Origin of the sequence: Streptomyces sp. 4N124 (assembly GCF_052245395.1) — a bacterium.
GTDB lineage: Bacteria > Actinomycetota > Actinomycetes > Streptomycetales > Streptomycetaceae > Streptomyces.
The window spans coordinates 72864-86844 of the sequence record NZ_JBQQBS010000042.1; the positions used below are offsets into that span (position 1 = coordinate 72864).

At 69.3% G+C, this 13981-nt stretch carries 11 protein-coding genes and 2 tRNA genes; 6 read left to right on the forward strand and 7 right to left on the reverse strand.

The features are described 5' to 3' along the window. The first annotated feature begins 90 nt into the window (after nt 1-90). Both ACTWQO_RS33325 and ACTWQO_RS33330 read left to right on the forward strand, forming a co-directional pair. Entirely contained in the window at nt 91-849 is a 759-nt protein-coding gene (locus tag ACTWQO_RS33325) for an IclR family transcriptional regulator (protein ID WP_443241101.1), read from the forward strand. 100 nt (nt 850-949) lie between these two features. Then, nucleotides 950-1023 (forward strand) — tRNA-Lys (locus ACTWQO_RS33330). A 56-nt stretch (nt 1024-1079) separates the two neighbouring features. Here the strand turns inward: ACTWQO_RS33330 and ACTWQO_RS33335 are convergent. The 5 genes from ACTWQO_RS33335 to ACTWQO_RS33355 all read right to left on the reverse strand — a co-directional run bounded on the left by ACTWQO_RS33335 (nt 1080) and on the right by ACTWQO_RS33355 (nt 6663). Then, on the reverse strand, nt 1080-2753 hold the full coding sequence (locus tag ACTWQO_RS33335) for an AMP-binding protein (RefSeq protein WP_443241102.1): 1674 nt from the start codon (nt 2751-2753) through the stop codon (nt 1080-1082). 76 nt (nt 2754-2829) lie between these two features. Continuing rightward, nucleotides 2830-3276: a DUF3592 domain-containing protein gene (locus ACTWQO_RS33340; protein ID WP_443241103.1), complete on the reverse strand. Its 447-nt coding sequence runs from the start codon at nt 3274-3276 to the stop codon at nt 2830-2832. A gap of 103 nt (nt 3277-3379) precedes the next feature. Further along, nucleotides 3380-3985: a lytic polysaccharide monooxygenase auxiliary activity family 9 protein gene (locus ACTWQO_RS33345; RefSeq protein WP_328440424.1), complete on the reverse strand. Its 606-nt coding sequence runs from the start codon at nt 3983-3985 to the stop codon at nt 3380-3382. A gap of 96 nt (nt 3986-4081) precedes the next feature. Next, nucleotides 4082-5203, reverse strand: a complete 1122-nt coding sequence (locus ACTWQO_RS33350; protein ID WP_443241104.1) for an SPFH domain-containing protein — start codon at nt 5201-5203, stop codon at nt 4082-4084. A 149-nt stretch (nt 5204-5352) separates the two neighbouring features. Then, nucleotides 5353-6663: a peptidoglycan-binding protein gene (locus tag ACTWQO_RS33355; protein ID WP_443241105.1), complete on the reverse strand. Its 1311-nt coding sequence runs from the start codon at nt 6661-6663 to the stop codon at nt 5353-5355. 187 nt (nt 6664-6850) lie between these two features. Between ACTWQO_RS33355 and ACTWQO_RS33360 the strand changes: the two genes are divergently transcribed. The 3 genes from ACTWQO_RS33360 to ACTWQO_RS33370 all read left to right on the forward strand — a co-directional run bounded on the left by ACTWQO_RS33360 (nt 6851) and on the right by ACTWQO_RS33370 (nt 11282). Beyond that, a tRNA-Lys gene (locus tag ACTWQO_RS33360) sits at nt 6851-6924 on the forward strand. Between the two features lie 447 nt (nt 6925-7371). Continuing rightward, nucleotides 7372-9348, forward strand: coding sequence for a glycosyltransferase family 2 protein (locus ACTWQO_RS33365; RefSeq protein ID WP_443241106.1), 1977 nt, complete (start codon nt 7372-7374; stop codon nt 9346-9348). Then, the gene (locus ACTWQO_RS33370; RefSeq protein WP_443241107.1) at nt 9345-11282 is read left to right on the forward strand and encodes a galactose oxidase-like domain-containing protein; all 1938 of its coding nucleotides are present in this window, start codon (nt 9345-9347) and stop codon (nt 11280-11282) included. Before ACTWQO_RS33365 ends, ACTWQO_RS33370 begins: the two co-directional genes overlap by 4 nt. Before the next feature lie 63 nt (nt 11283-11345). Here the strand turns inward: ACTWQO_RS33370 and ACTWQO_RS33375 are convergent, their stop codons facing one another. Continuing rightward, on the reverse strand, nt 11346-12383 hold the full coding sequence (locus ACTWQO_RS33375) for a glycoside hydrolase family 6 protein (protein ID WP_443241108.1): 1038 nt from the start codon (nt 12381-12383) through the stop codon (nt 11346-11348). 166 nt (nt 12384-12549) lie between these two features. On the opposite strand from ACTWQO_RS33375, the gene ACTWQO_RS33380 reads away from it, so the two are divergent. Continuing rightward, nucleotides 12550-13326 carry an ANTAR domain-containing protein gene (locus ACTWQO_RS33380; protein ID WP_443241109.1) on the forward strand — a complete coding sequence of 259 codons (777 nt, stop codon included), beginning with the start codon at nt 12550-12552 and terminating at the stop codon, nt 13324-13326. Nucleotides 13327-13593: 267 nt separating this feature from the next. Here the strand turns inward: ACTWQO_RS33380 and ACTWQO_RS33385 are convergent. Next, the coding region (locus ACTWQO_RS33385) for a sortase domain-containing protein (protein WP_443241110.1) at nt 13594-13981 on the reverse strand (388 nt) is incomplete at its 5' end.

Here is a 13981-nt window from a genome sequence, read left to right on the forward strand (position 1 = left end):
ACTACAAGCCTCTTGCCGGTTATCGTGGAGAGGATCCGCTGACCGGATTGCGGCCCAAGAGCGAGCCAAGAGCGAGCGCAGGGGGAAACCGTGGCGCTGATGAACGAGCCGACCGCGCCGTACCACTCGGCCCAGGACGCCCTGCGCGTCCTGGAGACGGTGGCGCGGCACTCCGCCGGGGTGACGGACGGCGAGCTCGCCCGGCACACCGGCCTCGGCGCCGAGCGGCTGACCACGCTGTTGCGGATGCTGCGCCGTGAGGGGTACGTCGAGCAGGGCGCCGACGGCGCCTATGTCACCGGCGCCGCCCTCGCCCGCCTCACCTCCACGCACGGCCGCGAGGAGGCCCTGCGCGAGAAGCTCCAGGGCACCCTCGACCGGCTGCGCGACTCGGTGGGCGCCGCCGTCTACATCAGCCGGTATGTCGACGGCGAGATCAACGTCACGCAGTACGCCGACGGCCCCACCACCCCCGCGGTCAACGAGTGGGTGGACTTCCGCTACTCCGCCCACGCCACCGCGATCGGCAAGAGCCTGCTCGGCCAGCTCGACCACAACGGCCGCCGGGACCATCTCTCCCGGCACAAGATGGCCCGGCTCACCTCGCGCACCATCACCAGCGACAAGCTGCTGCTCTCCCGCTTGGAGGCCCAGCCGCCGACCGTGCCCCATCTCGACCTCCAGGAGTACGCGATCGGCACGGTCTGCGCCGCCGTCCCGATCACGGCCGGCTCCTCGGTGGGCTGCCTCGCCCTGTCCCTCCCGGTCGAGCACGCGCACCGGCTCAAGCAGGCGGCCGACGCGCTGAACCGCAACGCCGCGCCGGTGCTGCTCTCGCTGGCCATCTGAGGGTCACCCGGCCTTGGTCAGGAGCACCCCTGAGGACCGGGTAATATTTTCTGTGCACGCCGCCGCGCGAAGCAAATAACGCGTGGTCGGCGAGGGTCATGCGCCGCTAGCTCAGTTGGTTAGAGCAGCTGACTCTTAATCAGCGGGTCCGGGGTTCGAGTCCCTGGCGGCGCACGATGTCGATGGCGAGGCATGTTCGCGGAAAGCGCGAACCGGCCTCGCCATCGTCGTTACTGCGCGGCTGCGCCGCGCGTTGTGGGGGCTTCGCCACCCACACCCCCTGAAGCTGGGCCTCTCGTGGGAGCGAGGGGCCCTTCTTCGATGTCCGCGTGCGTCAGCCTCCGGTACTCGTCCTCCCCCGCCGGTCGCCACCACACGGGATCAGCGCAGCGGACGCCCTCCTTCCGCAGCTGCGCCCGGTGGATCTTGTTCGTCGCCGTGACCGGCATCCGCTCCACGACCCGCACGAACCGGGGCGCCATCTTGGTCCCGAGGTCGGGCTGAGCCGCCAGGAAGCGCACGAAGCCCGCCGGCTCGAAGGTCCCGGAGATCGCCGCCATCACCTGGTCCCCGGTGACCGGGTCCGGCACCGCGTACACGGCGACGGCATCGGCACCGTCGTACCGGGCGAGGATGTTCTCGATCATCGCGGCGGCGAGGTTCTCGCTGTCGACGCGGATCCGGTCGTCCGCGCGCCCGGCGAAGTACAGGAACCCGTCGGCGTCCCGGCAGAAGAGGTCGCCGGTCCAGTACGAGCCGTCCCGCAGCCGTGCCGCGTCAGCCTCCGGGTTGCGCCAGTAGCCCTCGAAGGGATTCGGCCCCCGGTTCACCAGCTCGCCGATCGCCTCCTCCCCGTTGAGCAGCCTCCCCGTGGAGTCGAAATGAGCCGCCGGGCACTCCTGTCCCGTCTCCGGATCGAGTACGACCAGCCCGGGCGTCGCAGGCCCGACCGCCCCCGCCGGCGTCCCCGGCGTCCACTGCACCGCCGCCCCGCCCTCGGAGGACCCGTACCCCTCCACCAGCCGCACCCCGAACCGCCGCTCGAACGCCGCCGCGTCCACCGCCCCCGCCTCGGTGCCGAAGCCGAGCCGCAGCGGATTGTCGCGGTCGTCGGGCTGTTCCTCGGTGGCGAGGATGTACTGCACGGCCCGCCCGACGTACGTGAAGTACGTCGCCCCGTATCGCCGTACGTCCGCCAGGAACCCCGATGCCGAGAACCGCCGCCGCAGCGCCACCCCCGCCCCGGCCGCCAGCGCGGGCGCCCAGTCGGCGATCACCGCGTTGCCGTGGAACATCGGCATGCAGATGTAGTGCACGTCGTCCCGGCCCACCGCGAAGTGGCCGGCGAGGGAGTGCCCGGCGGCGGCCAGGCGGCCCTGCGTGCAGACGGCGGCCTTGGGGGCGCCGGTCGAGCCGGAGGTGAAGTACAGCAGTAGGCGGTGGGAGGGGGTGGCCCGGGTGGCGTCCGGGCGGGCGTCGGCGTAGGGCGCGAGCAGGTCGTCGTACTCCTGGGTGTCGGTGGACAGCAGGCGTACGCCGGGCAGGTCGAGGCCGGTGAGGAGGGGGAGGCGGGTGCGGTCGGTGAGGACGATCCGGCAGTCGGTGTGCAGGATGTCGCGGGCGAGTTCGGGGCCGCGGCGGGTGGGGTTGATCCCGGCGACGGCCGCACCGGCTAGGGCGGCGGCGCCCAACCACAGCGGGTATTCCGGGGTGTTGTCGAGCAGTACCCCGATGTGCGGCTCGGCGTCCGGCGGCAGCAGATCGGCCAGCAGTGCCGCCCGGGCCGCTGCTCCGGCCGCCATCTCGTGGTGGCTGAACGTCCGTTCCTCGCACCACAGCCCCGGGCGGTGGTCGTCCCACCGCGCGGCGACGAGTTCCGCGACCGTGACTGCACTGGATTCCATGGGCGCGCACGGTAATTGACGCTTCGTCAGATGTGGAGGACCAAAACGCAATTGTCCCTGGGAGCGCCGCAGGAACCTAGAACCCGAAGCCTTCCAGCGCCGAGAACATCGTGTAGGCGATGACCATGAACACGATGCAGAAGGCGATGAAGACGCCGAGGAACAGCAGCGCGCAGCCCGAGCCCGCCGCGAGCACTCCGGGAGACGGGGCGTGGGCCGTGGCGCGCTCGGGGCGCTCCGCCAGGTAGTGCACGGTGACGATGTCGCCTTCCACGGTCGTCGCCGGTCCGTACGCCTCCTCGAACCGGATGTAACGCCCGTCGCGCGTGGTGAACTCGTAGACGTGGTGCTGCGTCGTGGAGTCATTGCGCATCGTCGTGAACGCCCGCAGGCACCGCGCCTCGGCCGTGAGCCCGTTGTTCCAGGCGCTGCGGATGTCGCGGGCGCGCTGCACCAGCCTCGTCGCGGCGTAGCCCGCCAGGCCGATCATGAGCAACGGTATGACGTAGAACAGCGCTTCCATGAGGTCCCCCGAGGTCAGGTACGGCTTCCCGCACGCCGGAACGGTCTTGATCGGCGTGCGGGAAACCTACCCGCGGGGGGTGGCGAATTGACTCAAGGGATGCTCAGAACGTGACGTCGGAACAGGCGTAGAACGCGTTGCTCGTGTCCGCGATGGTCCACACGGCGAGGATGACGTGGTGGCCGCTGAGGCCGGAGGGCAGCGTGCCGCTGTGGGAGAGGGTCTGCGGCGGGCGCTGGCCGTTGTAGGGGACGGTGAAGAACGGGGTGAGGTTGAGGTCCGAGCGGGCCAGGTTGTGGTTCTGGTTCCAGCCCGGCTTGGTGACGTAGTACTTGAAGTCGGTCGTGGCGTGCATGGCGGTGAACTGCCAGCGGAACGTGTAGCTCTGACCGCCCGTCACCCTGGTGGTGGGCCAGTTGGCGCCGGACGGCGTCTTCGGTGCGCTGAGCTGGGCGAACTGGCCCAGGCCCGCGTTGCATATCTGCCCGTCCGCCGGGCCGGACGCCGGGAAGCCCTTCGGGCCCTCGACGCTCTGCGGCTCCCACTGGATGGAGCCGCAGTTGGTGACGGTGCCGTTCTGGCAGAGCTTCTGCCTGCTGATGGGGAGGTCGGTGTAGCCGTGGCCGCTGGCGCCGCCGGAGGAGAGCACCAGGGCTCCGGTCGTGGCGAGGCCCACCGCGACGGCGGACAACTTGGTCTTGGTGCGCATGCTGCCGCTCCTGGAGAACGTGGGGGAAGTTCAGTGAGCTTGCAGGTCTAGACCAAGTCTCAGATTATTGCCGTCAATTGAACATGTCCATACCAATCACAGGCTTGTTTCGGTCCGTCCGGAACAGAACGCCACCGTCAAGTCCTTCACCAGCACCTTGCGTTCGTAGTCGTCGAGCTCCACCAGCCCCCGCATGGTCAGCCGTGTCACCGTGTCCTCCACCGAATCCACGACCGACGTCAGCACGCTCGCCCGGTGCTGGGCGTCCAGCGCGGCGATCCGGCGGCGGTGCATGGCGGCGGCGACCTCGGGGGCGTACTCGACACGCACCGGCCGCACCGAGAACACCTCCAGGCCGACCGGTGTCGCGTCCGCCGCGACCAGCCGGGTCAGCGCGTCGGTGGCCACGTCCATCGACGGCCGCACGCCGCCCGGCATCTCCACCGGCACCCGGGCGAGCGCCGCCTCCACGCACTCGCGCAGATAGGTCTCGTGGTCCTCGACGCCCAGCGTGGCCCGCGCGGTGTCGCGCACCCGCCACACCACCAGGACGACGACCCGCAGCGCGACCCCGCTGCCCTCGGCCGCGGGCATCGGCTCGCTGCGCCAGTGCCGCAGCCGTACGTCGACCCGGCGGCGCAGCAGCAGCGGGTTGACCCACATCAGGCCGGTCCGCCGCACGGTCCCCCGGTAGCGGCCGAACAGCCCGAGCACCCACGCCCGCCCGGTCCGTCCCCGGGCCAGCCCGCCGAACCCGAACAGTCCCAGGGAAACGGCGCCGGCGTACGCCGCCCACTGCACGGGCCCGAGCCCGGCGCCGCCGCTCACCGGCAGACCCAGCTCGGCCACCACCGGGGCCGGCAACGCGCCCGCCCACCAAGAGGTGAGGAGAGTTCCGGCCACCCCGGTCCCCCCGGCGAGCACTCCCACCACACCGGGCAGCACGCGTGCCGGACGCTCGGCCAGGGCGGGGTCCACCTCGGGCACCGGGCGGGTCTTCGCCGGGACAGGGCGGTGCAGCCGCGGCTGCTCGCCCGTCCCGTGACGACGGCCCACGACGGCGGGCTTGAGGGGGACGGACACCGGGTTGGGGTCGTCGCGGAACAGCAGATGGACGGGGATCTCGGTGGTCGCCTCGTTCTGGATCAGCCGGGCGGGCCGGGGCGCGCTCTCGGCCGGGTCGTCGGACTCGGGCGTGTGGGACGTGGTCGTGGTCATCGGGTGCCTCCAGCCTCCGCGCCAGATGCGTCAGATGCGTCAGATGCGTCAGAACAGTGGGATACGCGGCCTCGGGTTACTCGGGTTCGCCGCGCTGTGTCCGCGCCGGCGACCCCGGCTGACCTGCTTTTCTGCTGGGGGTCCGGGGGTTATCCCCCGGGAAGATGCAGCGCGAACAGCCGCCGCCAGGTCTCCGGCCCCGGATAGCCGTCCGCCGCGCCGCCCCGCCAGCCCTGGGAGCGCTGGAAGGCTTCGACGCCGCGCCGGTCCGCCTCGCTCCAGCGCGGATCCGGACCGGTCGTGTAGTGCGTGCCGAATCCCTTCTGCACCAGCTGCCGGCGGAGCTGTGTGACGTACTCGTTGTCCGCGCCCGGACGGAACATCGCCCGCCCCGGATAGCCGGGCACCCCGTGCGAGGCGGGAGCGGCCGGTGCGGCCGTCCCCGTGGTGATGTCCTTGCCCTCGGCGGTGACCAGCAGCGTCCAGGTCCGCGGCCCCGGCAGCCCGTCCGCGTCGTCGCCGGTCCAGCCCTGGGCGCGCTGGAAGGCCTGGGTCGCCCTGCGGTCGGCGTCCGTCCAGCGAGGGCCCGGACCCGAGGCGTAGAACTGGCCGGCGCCGCGCGCGACGAGCATCCGGCCCAGCTCGGCGACGTGCTTGTTGTTGGCGCCGGGACCGAAGTAGGCCGCTCCCGGGTACGGCCGCGCGGCGGGGGCGCTCGACTTCGCGCCCGCCGTGACCGCCGCGAGCCCCTTGTAGCGGTAGGCGAGATAGCGGTCGGAGTTGTTCCAGTAGGCGTAGGGGGTGGCCTTCTTGCGGGCGTGCGGGCGGGTGGACTCGTAGGCGATGTACGAGGTGTGCGTGTAATCGGTCCAGCCGCCGAAGATGACGACGTGTGAGCCGTTCTGCGGGTTCTCCGGATTGTGGAACAGCAGAATGTCGCCGGGCAGCAGATCGTCCTTGGACACCCGCACCCCGTACTGGTGGAGGCTGCCCGTCCATTCGTTTCCGGGCAGCTTCCAGGCCATCGAGACGAAGCCCGAGCAGTCCTGCCGGTATCCGTCGGACCAGAACCGGCTCATGCTGTACGGCACCTTCGCCGCGACCCATTTCTTGGCCCGCCTGATGATCTCCGCTCGGGTGGTCGTGGGCACCTTGGCCACGGGCGCGGGTTTGGTCGGCCCGCCGGCCGGACCGTGCAGCGGGTCCCGGCCACCCTGTGGGCTCGCGGGCTCCTCACCTGGGGGAACGTCCGGTCGCTGAGCCGCGTGCGGGGTGGCGAGCGCCGGTGCCGCCTGCCCTGCGGCGAGCGCCGCGGCAGCGACGACCAGCACCCGCTGGGCCGCCGGGTGACGGCTTCCGTGGCCGGTCGCGGAATGCGGCAGGACCCGCCGCCAGTGAACACATCCCGGGCAGTCGCAGTCGCTCGCGGGATCGAATTCCTCGAATACCGGAGTCGGCATGCGATTCCCCTCACACTCCAGCTGGAAATGTCCACGTCTGTGCATGTTGATCAGTTTCACAACTGTCTTCCGGACGCGCATGTTGACGGTCCGAATGATGTACGGCGGCCAGGGCGGGCCCCGGCCGGCGGGGCGCCGGTGGTCCGGAGCACTCTCCGGGGTCGGGTAAAGTTGTGCAGGTCAGCAGGCGCCGCTAGCTCAGTTGGTTAGAGCAGCTGACTCTTAATCAGCGGGTCCGGGGTTCGAGTCCCTGGCGGCGCACCGACAGCTAGGCCCCTCGCTCCGGCGGGGGGCCTTCTGCTTGCCCCGTACCCACCGTCGAACAGTCGTGCCTGCCACTCACCCACACCGGGTTCACAAGACCCCCACAGCTGCCACAATGGACGCGTATGACCGGTAAACACCGCGTTTCGCATCTTGCGATCATGCTGAACGCCGTAGAACCCTGTTTTTCAAGATGCTGCGGATTCGCGGCACTTGGGGGGCAAGGAGCCGGTTGCCGGTTTGTCGCGGGGAGAGGGGGCCCCGTTCATGAGGCGATGCCGAGGGGGGCATCATGCAACCGGAAGGTCGCTGTTTCATGTCTAGTGGTGTGGAAGATGTGGTGACAGCGGTCCATCACTGATACGCCTGTGAAGGTCGAGGGGGACCGGCGCAGGTGTAAGGAACCGACAGACACGCGCTGATCCGCGTGTGGGGGGATGACTCATGACGTCGACGCCGACGGGCGCCCGGCAGAACTACGACCCGTCACAGACGACCCAGCTCAGGGTGCCATCGCATCGGACCGGCGCGTTCCGCCGGATCAAGAAGACGCTGCCGAAGTACGACTACGAGCACTACAGCCGACTGGCGGGTCCCCTCACACAACCCGATCCGAACAAGCCCTACAGAGTGCAGTACCGCTCGCTGCTCTCGCAGGAGCCGCACCGCCTCCGGGCAGCGCTCATGCTGGGCGCGGCACCACTGCTGTCGCTGGTCCTGCTCGCCTGGCTGCTCCAGCCCGTGCACTGGACCGAGCGCGACTACCCGGCGTACGACTTCCTGCCGACCCTCGACATGGTGATGCTCGTCTCGATCGGCCTGATCGAGTTCTTCCGCTGCATGAACGTGCTGTCGAACGCGCACGCCACGCTGGTCGCCCGCGACCCCATCCCGGTGGTGCCCGAGACCGGCACGAGAGTCGCCTTCCTGACCTCCTTCGTGCCCGGCAAGGAGCCGCTGGAGATGGTGACGAAGACCCTGGAGGCGGCGGTCAAGCTGCGCCACCGGGGTCTGCTGCATGTCTGGCTGCTCGATGAGGGCGACGACCCGGCGGTCAAGGAGGTCTGCGCCCGGCTCGGCGTGCACCACTTCAGCCGCAAGGGCGTCGCCAAGTGGAACCAGGCCAAGGGCCCGCACCGCGCCAAGACCAAGCACGGCAACTACAACGCCTGGCTGGACGCGCACGGCGACCACTACGACTTCTTCGCCTCCGTCGACACCGACCATGTGCCGCTGCCCAACTACCTGGAGCGGATGCTCGGCTTCTTCCGCGACCCGGACGTCGGCTTCGTCATCGGCCCGCAGGTGTACGGCAACTACGACAACTTCGTCACCAAGGCCGCCGAGTCCCAGCAGTTCCTCTTCCACGCCCTGATCCAGCGTGCCGGCAACCGCTACGGCTCCCCGATGTTCGTGGGCACCTCCAACGCCGTACGCATCAGGGCGCTGAAGCAGATCGGCGGGCTGTACGACTCGATCACCGAGGACATGGCGACCGGCTTCGAGATCCACCGGCACAAGAACCCCGCCACGGGCAAGAAGTGGCGCTCGGTCTACACGCCGGACGTGCTGGCGGTCGGCGAGGGCCCGAGCGCCTGGACGGACTTCTTCACCCAGCAGATGCGCTGGTCGCGCGGGACGTACGAGACGATCCTCAAGCAGTACTGGAAGGGCTTCTACTCGCTGCCGCCGAGCAAGCTCTTCAACTACACGATGATGATCATCTTCTACCCGATGTCGGCCCTGAACTGGATCCTCGCGGCGATCAGTTGTGCGTTGTTCCTGGGCCTGGGCGCCTCGGGTGTGAACATCGACCCCACGATATGGCTGATGCTCTACGGCAACGCCTCCGCCCTGCAGATCGGCCTCTACGTCTGGAACCGCCGCCACAATGTCTCGCCGCACGAGCCGGAGGGCTCCGGCGGTGTGGCCGGCATGGTGATGTCCGCGCTGTCGGCGCCGCTCTACGCCAAGGCGCTGATCGACTCGATGCTCCGCAGGAAGAGCAAGTTCGTGGTCACGCCCAAGGGCGACTCGGCCAGCCCGGACCGCTGGTTCGGGACCTTCCGGTACCACTGGTACTTCATCCTGATCTTCGCCGGCTCGATCGCCGCGGGATTCGTGTACGGCCACTCCCACCCCGCGATGATCATCTGGGCCTGCTTCGCCCTGCTGATCACGGCCACGCCCATCTTCGCCTGGCGCCACATGATGCGGCAGGAGAAGAAGAAGCCCGCCGCGCCCGAGCCGCAGGACGCGGGCGGGGTCCTGCCGCACCAGCACCAGCCGCAGCCGCTGCCTGCGCCGCACGCCCCGCAGCAGAAGCCGAGTTGGGCCGCCTCGCAGCAGCAGCCGGGGGGCGGCGGCAACGACCAGACCATGCAGATCGCCCTTGGTGGACTTGGGGGACGTAAGGAATGAAAGACCAGGCCGGCCGCCGCCGTGTCCGTCGACTCGCGATAGGCACGGCGGTGGTTCTCGCGCTGGCCGGGATGAACGGGCCGTGGCTCTACCGCGTCGGGACCGAGAAATATCACGAGTACCAGATCAACAGACCCGAGTACAAAGCCGACAACGGTCACTGGGAGATCGTCGAGTTCCCGGAGGAGTACCGGCAGAACACCATCCACGCGGCGCTGCTGCGCACCGGCAAGGTGCTGCTCGTCGCCGGGTCGGGCAACAACCAGGACAACTTCGACGCGAAGAAGTTCGACACCCGGATCTGGGACCCCGTCAAGGGCACCATCAAGAAGGTGCCGACGCCCAGCGACCTGTTCTGCACGGGCCACACCCAGCTCGCCAACGGCAATCTGCTGATCGCGGGCGGCACCAAGCGGTACGAGAAGCTCAAGGGTGACGTCACCAAGGCCGGCGGCCTGATGATCGTCCACAACGAGAACCCGGACAAGCCGATCACCTTGCCCGCGGGCACCAAGTTCACCGGCAAGGAGAACGGCAAGACGTTCGTCTCCAAGGACCCGGTGCTCGTGCCGCGCGCGAAGAAGGTCTTCGACGAGGCGACGGGCGAGTTCCTGCGCAACGACCCCGGTCTCGGCCGGATCTATGTCGAGGCGCAGAAGAAGGGCAGACAGTACGAGACCGGTACCCAGGACAACTACCGCGTCCAGGGCCTGACCGGCACCGCCGCCCGCAACACCTACGGCATCGCGCAGAAGCTCGCGCTCGACAAGAAGGACTTCCAGGGCATCCGGGACGCCTTCGAGTTCGACCCGGTCGCCGAGAAGTACATCAAGGTCGACCCGATGAAGGAGGCCCGCTGGTACCCGACGCTCACCACCCTGAGCGACGGCAAGATCCTCAGCGTCTCCGGCCTCGACGACATCGGCCAGCTGGTCCCCGGCAAGAACGAGATCTTCGACCCGGCGACCAAGAAGTGGACGTACACGAAGAAGATCCGGCAGTTCCCGACCTATCCGGCGCTGTTCCTGATGCAGAACAGCAAGATCTTCTACTCGGGCGCGAACGCGGGCTACGGGCCGGACGACGTGGGGCGCGACCCCGGTGTCTGGGACCTGGACACCAACAAGTTCACCAAGGTGCCCGGGCTGAGCGACGCGAACATGCTGGAGACCGCCAACACCGTGCTGCTGCCGCCGGCGCAGGACGAGAAGTACATGGTGATCGGCGGCGGCGGGGTCGGTGAGTCCAAGCTGTCGAGCAAGAAGACCCGGCTGATCGATCTGAAGGACGCCAACCCCGCGTTCACGGACGGGCCTTCACTGGAGAAGGGCACACGGTATCCGCAGGCGTCCGTGCTGCCCGACGACACCGTGCTGATCTCCGGCGGCTCCGAGGACTACCGCGGGCGCGGCGACTCCAACATCCTGCAGGCGCGGATGTACGACGCCGGGACCGGCGAGATGCGGCGCGTCGCCGATCCGCTGGTGGGCCGGAACTACCACTCCGGCTCGATTCTGCTGCCCGACGGCCGGGTGATGTTCTTCGGCTCCGACTCGCTGTACAGCGACAAGGCCAACACCAAGCCGGGCAAGTTCGAGCAGCGGATCGAGATCTACACGCCGCCGTATCTGTACCGGGACGCACAGCCGTCGCTGTCCGGCGGCCCGAAGACCATCGAGCGCGGCGGGACGGGGACGTTCACCTCGCAGCATGCGTCGACGATCAAGAAGGTGCGGCTGATCCGGCCGAGCGCGTCGACGCACGTCACGGATGTCGACCAGCGGTCCATCGCGCTGGACTACAAGGTGGCCGGGGGCAAGATCACGGTGACTGTACCCAAGAACAAGAATCTGGTGCAGTCGGGGTGGTACATGCTGTTCGTCACGGATGATCAGGGGACGCCAAGTAAGGCGCAGTGGGTTCGAGTGCCGTAACCGGCCTGTCCGGCATATGACTTGGGGCGCCCTCCATTGCGGAGGGCGCCCCAAGTCATGTGGTCACTTGCTGGCCTTGGCCAAGCTCAGCGCGTACTCCGGCCACCACTCCCCCGCCTTCGGGCCGCCCTTGCACTCGCCGTCCGATTCGCCGGGCCGCTTGGCCCAGACGTAGGCGTCGACCAGGGGGTCCGCCGTTTTGGTGGTCGGGGTTTCGCCGAGGGCGCGGCCGGGTGGGTTGCACCAGCGTTCGTCGGGGTTGCCCTCGGTGTAGGGGCCGTTGCCGTTGCGGCTGGTGTCGATGATGAAGGGCTTGTTGCCGACCTTCGCGGAGAGCTCCTTGCCGTAGGCGATGGAGTCCTCGGTGGTGTAGAAGTTCGAGACGTTGACGGAGAAGCCGTCGGCCTTGTCGATGCCCGCCCACTGGAGGGGCTCGAAGATCTGGTCGGGCTGGCCCCAGCCGGCGTTGCCGGCGTCCAGGTAGACCTTGGTGTTCTTGTTGGCCTTGAGCTTCTCGATGGCGCCCTTGAGGAGGTCGTAGCGCTCCTCGTGGAACTCGCCCGGGGTACAGCCGTCGACCAGGTGCAGGATCGCGTCCGGTTCGAGGATCACCGTCGCGGGGCGGTCACCGATGCCCTTGGCGACCTGGTCGATGAACCCCCGGTACGCGTTGCCGTCCGCGGCGCCGCCGCCGGAGAACTGGCCGCAGTCGCGGTGCGGAATGTTGTAGACGACGAGCAGCGCGTCCCGGTCGGCCTTCTCGGCGGCCTCGGTGAAGCCGCGCGCCTCCTGCTCGGCGCTCTCCGGAGTGAGCCACTGGCCCGTCGGCTGCTGAGCGATCTTGCGGATCTGCTCGGCGTCGTCCTGCTTGCCGGCTTTCTCGTACGTCGCGACCTGCTCGACCGCGTTTCCCTCCGGGTTGACCCAGAACGGGTCGGTCTCCTTGGGCTGTTGGGAGATCTTCGCACCGGCGTCGCCGGGCTCCTCCCCGCCGTCCCCGTCCCCGGAGGAGCACCCCGCGATCAGCAGCGCCGCCCCCAGCACCACTGCGGACGCCCGTGTTCCGGCCGACAAAGACCTCACCCCCCTGTTGCCGTACATCCAACTCCCCCTTGGGTGCACCGTTCGAGTCTCAATCCTGACATACGTAACGCTGCGCCCACGAGGCCGCCCGAGCCTTGTCGGAGAGCTGTTACAGCCCCGATGGTCTGGGGAGGCGCGCGCCTGAGAGGAGGGCGCGGAGGCACGCGAAGGGGAGTGCGCGGGCATGTATCACACCGGCCGGGAGATCCGGCTCGCTCAGGCTCTGGTGGAGGCGGCGGACACCCTCACCGATGCCTTCGAGGCCACGCGCTACTTACAGGTGATCTCGGACCACTGTGTGGAACTGCTGGCCGCGCGGGCGGCCGGGATCATGCTGATCGACGGCGGGCGGGCGGTGTCGCTGGCCGGGAGCAGCCGGCAGCAGGAGGTCGCCCTCGATCTGCTGGAGGCGCAGCACGGCGGCGGGCCCTGCCTGGACAGCTACAGCTCCGGGCAGCCGGTGCCGCCGGTGTCCATCCGGCACGCCCACGCCGACGCCCGCTGGCCCGACTTCACCGAGCGGGCGCTGCGGCACGACGTCATGGCGACGTACGCGGTGCCGCTGCGCCGCCGCGAGGCACTGCTCGGCGCGCTCAACGTGTTCGTGCCGACGCTCCCCGAGCAGGACGGGCGTGCCGGTGAGGCGGAGCTGGCGCTGGCCCAGGCGCTGGCCGACGCCGCCGCCGTAGGACTGCAGAACCATCGCGCGTATGCGCAGTACCGCACGCTGGCCGGGCAGTTGCAGGAGGCCCTGTCCAGCCGGGTGCGGATCGAGCAGGCCAAGGGGATGCTGGCGGAGCGCTGGGGCACGGGGGCCGACGACGCGTTCGTGGCCCTGCGGCAGTACGCGCGCCGGCGCAGGCTGCCCCTCGACCGGGCGGCAAGCGCTGTCATCGAACGGGTCGCGGATGACGCCGAGTTGCGCGGGGAGGCCGGGGGGACGGCCGGTGGACCCGCGTAGACCCCTGCACCACCTGCGTGGATGACACAGTGCCACGAGACCGGGACTTGGCGTCATCCAACCTCTATGCCAGGCAGCGCTTTTCGTTCTACAGTCGTCCTCGACGGCCCCAGCCCCCGGCCAGTCGTCCCCCAACTGTGGCTTCCAAGCCTCCCGCGCCGGTCGCCGGGTTACTCCCGCAGCCCGAGCGCGCGCGGTTGAGGACCAGCCCGGTCGGCGGCTTCGGGGGGAGCGGGCCGTCGACCGGGCGGGTTGGCTCCGGGTTCGTCAGGAGCCCGTCCTCGTCAAGTACGCCGACACGATCACGTTTGCCGTATAGGTGCGGCTTGCGCGGTCGAAGGTGCCGCCGCAGGTGATCAGCCGTAGCTCGGGGCGGCCGGCGTGGCGGGGGCCGTAGGCCTGATGGGCGTCGAAGAGGTCGCGGGTCACTACCTGGATGTCGTCGACGGTGAACTCGGCGATCTTGCCGTCGTCGCGGATGACGCGGACCTTCGCGCCGGGCTGCAGGGAGCTGATCTTGTGGAAGACGGCGGGGCGGGTCTCGGTGTCGGCGTGCCCCACCATGAGCGCGGTGCCCGCGGCGCCGGGTTTCGCTCCGTCCGCGTACCAGCCGACCACTCCGGGCTGGTCGAGGGGCGGTGCTGCTGCTCGGGCT

Excerpts from the sequence above, each read along its gene's own strand:
- ACTWQO_RS33340 (WP_443241103.1), bottom strand. The coding sequence starts at position 3,276 with ATGGAAGCGCTGTTCTACGTCATACCGTTGCTCATGATCGGCCTGGCG.
- ACTWQO_RS33355 (WP_443241105.1), bottom strand. The coding sequence starts at position 6,663 with ATGCCGACTCCGGTATTCGAGGAATTCGATCCCGCGAGCGACTGCGAC.
- ACTWQO_RS33345 (WP_328440424.1), bottom strand. The coding sequence starts at position 3,985 with ATGCGCACCAAGACCAAGTTGTCCGCCGTCGCGGTGGGCCTCGCCACG.
- ACTWQO_RS33350 (WP_443241104.1), bottom strand. The coding sequence starts at position 5,203 with ATGACCACGACCACGTCCCACACGCCCGAGTCCGACGACCCGGCCGAG.
- ACTWQO_RS33370 (WP_443241107.1), top strand. The coding sequence starts at position 9,345 with ATGAAAGACCAGGCCGGCCGCCGCCGTGTCCGTCGACTCGCGATAGGC.
- ACTWQO_RS33335 (WP_443241102.1), bottom strand. The coding sequence starts at position 2,753 with ATGGAATCCAGTGCAGTCACGGTCGCGGAACTCGTCGCCGCGCGGTGG.
- ACTWQO_RS33380 (WP_443241109.1), top strand. The coding sequence starts at position 12,550 with ATGTATCACACCGGCCGGGAGATCCGGCTCGCTCAGGCTCTGGTGGAG.
- ACTWQO_RS33375 (WP_443241108.1), bottom strand. The coding sequence starts at position 12,383 with ATGTACGGCAACAGGGGGGTGAGGTCTTTGTCGGCCGGAACACGGGCG.
- ACTWQO_RS33365 (WP_443241106.1), top strand. The coding sequence starts at position 7,372 with ATGACGTCGACGCCGACGGGCGCCCGGCAGAACTACGACCCGTCACAG.